This window comes from Daejeonella sp. (assembly GCF_044232565.1).
Classification (GTDB): Bacteria; Bacteroidota; Bacteroidia; order Sphingobacteriales; family Sphingobacteriaceae; genus Daejeonella.
Genome location: NZ_JBIILQ010000244.1, coordinates 1 through 4103, shown reverse-complemented (window position 1 = coordinate 4103; position 4103 = coordinate 1). Strand labels below are relative to the sequence as shown.

The window sequence follows — 4103 nt, the reverse complement described above, 5'->3', positions numbered from 1 at the left end:
GGGGCATTGGAAATAAGTTCCTTGTGGATATGGTCGAGCTTCTTTGAAATCTCATTAAGAGAGCTTGGCTCATCCAGATGGATAAATGGGACAGACAGCTGTTTCATAAATTATCAATGTGCTTTTATAGCAAAGAAACTACCTTACCAGTCCTAACCGACTCATCGCAGGCGAAGGCAATTCTCAAGCTATTTACGGCATCATCACCATGCTCGCTCAAATCAAGGTCTTCCACCATTGCTTTCAAGAAATAACGCTGCTCACGATTGCAAAGCTCCTGATGATCAGGCTCATCGTCTAAATTTATCAATAAATCTTCCTTTGCAAATTTACCATCCTTATCTAAATCTGCATGGTGGAACAGGATCGATTCCGTTTTTGAATGTGCTTCAATAGAAGCTGATTTACCGCCACCACCAGCATCTTTTGCTACGATAGATACCGATCCTTTCGGACCAAATACATCCTTCACAAAGAAAGCAGTTTCGCTAATCATTGGACCCCAGCCCGCTTCATACCAGCCCACTGAACCATCTTCAAAACGAATTTGTAATTGGCCATAGTTATAATTATCTGCAGGAATATCGTCTGTTAAGCGTGCACCAATGGCATAAACCTGCACAGGCTTGGAGCGAGTCATCTGGCACATTACGTCGATATAATGTACGCCGCAATCAACTATCGGACTCAAAGAGTTCAATAAGTTACGGTGTACAGCCCAGTTTGCACCATCACTCTGTTGGTTCAAGTTCATACGCATCACCAAGGGCTTACCTAAGTTCCCAGTGAGTTCAATAAACTTCTCCCAGGATGGATGGTGACGTAGAATATAACCTACGACTAACTTTTTATCCGCCTTTTTTGATGCGTCTAATACACGCTGAGCACCTTCTACCGAATCTGCCACCGGCTTTTCGATAAACACATGACAGCCCGCTTCAAATGCCTGAATTGCATAGGCCTCATGCGTATCTGGATAGGTAGAGATACAAACCGCATCCGGATGAGTTGCAGCCATGGCTGAGTTCATGTCATCAAATAATGGGTAATTAGCCCCCATTTTATCGTTTAATACTTCTTTAGATTTTCCCCTAGCCACCAATCCAACAATTTCAAAACCCGGATTATTATGATAGGCAGTGGCATGAGATGCCCCCATATTTCCACAACCTACAACCAGAACTCGGACAGGCTTAACTTGATTTGACATATTTAATATTTTAATGTTAATGCCAACAGAAATGATTTACAAATCTGTCGGCTTTGATTTAGAGGTTTTTATTAAAAAGATAAACCTAGACACTTTAATAGCCAGAATTCTACTCTTCTTAAGAATACAATTTTACAAATTGCCTTTTTTAAGTTCATTAACGGCATAATCGCATGCCCTAGCAGTGAAGGCCATATAAGTTAATGATGGGTTCTGACATGCATTAGAGGTCATAAAAGCACCATCGGTAACAAAAACATTCTTCACATCGTGCATTTGATTCCATTTATTTAAAACCGAGGTTTTCGGATCATGCCCCATACGTGCGGTTCCCATTTCGTGAATTGCCATTCCCGGTACAGCAGGCCTATCAAACGACTGCACATTTTTCATTCCGGCGGCCTCCAATATCTCTGCCGCATCGTTTCTCATATCGATGCGCATTTTACGTTCATTCTCACCAAACTCGCACTCAATTGCAAGCAATGGCTGACCCCATTTGTCTTTTTTCGTTTGATCTAAGAAAACGCGGTTCTTGTACTCCGGTAAATGCTCACCAAATGATCCAAGTCCCATAACCCACGGACCCGGTTCTGTCATATCTTCATTGAATTCCTGACCATATCCCATTTCTGGAATCGCTCTCTGCCATCCGGTGCGGCTAGCGCTGCCACCATAGTGGAAACCACGTAAATAATCACGCTCAGGCTTATCACCAAGGTTACGGTAACGCGGAATATACACTCCTATCGGCCGACGGCCATAGTAATATTTATCATCAAAACCTTCAGCAGTACCTGATGCACCCACTTGAAAGTGATGATCCATCAAATTATGCCCTAAATGACCGCTGCTATTTCCTAATCCATCAGGCTGGGTATCCGAAACTGAATTCAATAATATTTGTGTGGTACCCAAAGTAGAAGCATTCATGAAAATCACTTTGGCATAGTACTCAATATGCTCATTAGTTTCTGAATCAATCACCAAAACACCTTTTGCTTTTTTGGTCTCCTTATCGTATAAAACAGAGCTAACAATTGAATATGGGCGTAAAGTAAGGTTTCCAGTTGCTACTGCGGCAGGTAATGTGGCCGACTGTGTACTAAAATAAGCACCGAAAGGGCAGCCTCTATTGCATAGATTCCTATTCAAGCAGGTACCTCTACCATTATGCGGGACTGTTAAATTAGCCATGCGGTACACAGTCATCATTCGCTCACGATTATAATGACTTTCAATTCTTTTCTTAACTTCCTTCTCTACACAATTCATTTCGAAAGGAGGAAGAAATATTCCATCCGGCAATTGTGCTAGCCCCTCGTTTTGTCCGCTGATACCTGCAAAACGCTCCACATAATCATACCAAGGTGAGATATCTTTGTAGCGTACCGGCCAATCTACACCATAACCATCTTTGGCATTTGCAGAAAAATCCATTTCACTCAAGCGCAAACAACCGCGACCCCAGGTAATAGAACGACCACCTACATGATAACCACGGTACCAATCAAAGCGTTTTACTTCGGTGTATGGGCAATCAATATCATCAACCCAAAACTTGGCGGTATGCTCATTGTACTGGCCACCGCGCGTTTGTACTTGATGTCTCGCTTGTTCCTCAGGTGTAATTCTTCCACGGTGCTTAAACTCCCAAGGTTTTAATAAAGCGGTATCATAATCTTTCACATGCTCTACATTACGACCACGCTCCAACATTAAGACCTTCAATCCCTTCTCCGTCAGCTCTTTAGCGGCCCAACCGCCACTTATTCCAGAGCCAACCACAATGGCATCGTATGTGTTTTGCTTCTCTGCTTTTATATTAATATTCATTATCTTAAAATGCTATAATTATTGATTAGGTTGCCCATGCTTTTTGTCCCGCTTGTAGAGGCACGCATGATTGGTACTTTCCCGGAATATGGACATATCTTAATGCTTTGGTAGCACCAATTTCGGAAGTATAATATCCTAAATAAGTCAATTCGGACACCAACTGAAAAAAGTGTGGAGGAGCAACAGCTCCATTTGAGGTAGATCGATTTTTTTTCTGCGCAATGGCTTCAGCCTTAAACAATTTGAAGATATTTTCGCGCTCTGGAAGTGTTAAAACTTTGAACGACCTTTGAAATTGCGTTTGTGAAACTTCCTCAATTGTTTTTAGTCCCTTAGCAAATTGCATTTGGATATCAGAAGTGTAGCAATCCTGAATCATCATAACAATAAATGGCCCTAAACCGGCAGCCTTTGCGCCAGGAATATCCTTTCTATCGGGAATAAAGGTATCGGCAATTTCTGCCACTAAATCTTCCTCAGCATTTAGTAATTTTGCATCAAAAGGAAGATTATTGGCAGGCATGACACCTTCCGCAAAAGCACCTAAACTGTTAAAAGTTATTGCGCCACCTAATAAAAATGCAGCTCTTCCGACTGCTTCTCTTCTATTCATCCGTATTAATTTATAAAAAAATATTTCAAATTAGCCTTTAAAGGAAATAAAAGCCCTATTAACAACAATAATTATAAAAGCTTAATTTAGATAGATTTTTTAAAAATTTGTATGTTTATCTATGATTTTTCATCGTAAGAACCTTGATACAAATACACTTCTAAAACTCTATCAACATTTGCTTAAACCACGAATGATTGAAGAGAAGATGTTAATACTTCTCAGGCAGGGAAGAATCGGGAAATGGTTTTCAGGAATTGGCCAGGAAGCGATTGCTGTTGGTACCACCTTAGCGATGCATGAAGATGAGTATATTCTGCCCATGCACCGTAATTTAGGGGTTTTTACTAGCCGTGGGATATCCCTTTCCAAGCTTATGGCACAGTGGCAAGGTAAGGCTGATGGATTTACTAAAGGCCGCGATCGATCTTTTCATTTTGG

Annotated in this window: 4 protein-coding genes; 1 reads left to right on the top strand and 3 read right to left on the bottom strand. The window is 41.2% G+C overall.

The window, feature by feature from the left end; all coding sequences use genetic code 11:
• Positions 1-124: 124 nt before the first annotated feature.
• The 3 genes from ACILQF_RS11290 to ACILQF_RS11280 form a co-directional block, all read right to left on the bottom strand.
• On the bottom strand, positions 125-1210 hold the full coding sequence (locus ACILQF_RS11290; RefSeq protein WP_395627511.1) for a Gfo/Idh/MocA family protein: 1086 nt from the start codon (positions 1208-1210) through the stop codon (positions 125-127).
• A 132-nt stretch (positions 1211-1342) separates the two neighbouring features.
• Complete coding sequence (locus ACILQF_RS11285) at positions 1343-3046, bottom strand: GMC oxidoreductase (RefSeq protein ID WP_395627510.1); 1704 nt, start codon at positions 3044-3046, stop codon at positions 1343-1345.
• A gap of 25 nt (positions 3047-3071) precedes the next feature.
• Positions 3072-3662 (bottom strand): gluconate 2-dehydrogenase subunit 3 family protein, encoded by a 591-nt coding sequence (locus ACILQF_RS11280; RefSeq protein WP_395627509.1) that lies wholly within the window; start codon positions 3660-3662, stop codon positions 3072-3074.
• 121 nt (positions 3663-3783) lie between these two features.
• On the opposite strand from ACILQF_RS11280, the gene ACILQF_RS11275 reads away from it, so the two are divergent.
• Positions 3784-4103: thiamine pyrophosphate-dependent enzyme (locus ACILQF_RS11275; protein ID WP_395627508.1), on the top strand; the 320-nt coding region annotated here is incomplete at its 3' end.

What these genes read in the sequence shown, in the direction of transcription:
- ACILQF_RS11285 (WP_395627510.1), bottom strand. Translation starts at nt 3,046, where the DNA reads ATGAATATTAATATAAAAGCAGAGAAGCAAAACACATACGATGCCATT.
- ACILQF_RS11280 (WP_395627509.1), bottom strand. Translation starts at nt 3,662, where the DNA reads ATGAATAGAAGAGAAGCAGTCGGAAGAGCTGCATTTTTATTAGGTGGC.
- ACILQF_RS11290 (WP_395627511.1), bottom strand. Translation starts at nt 1,210, where the DNA reads ATGTCAAATCAAGTTAAGCCTGTCCGAGTTCTGGTTGTAGGTTGTGGA.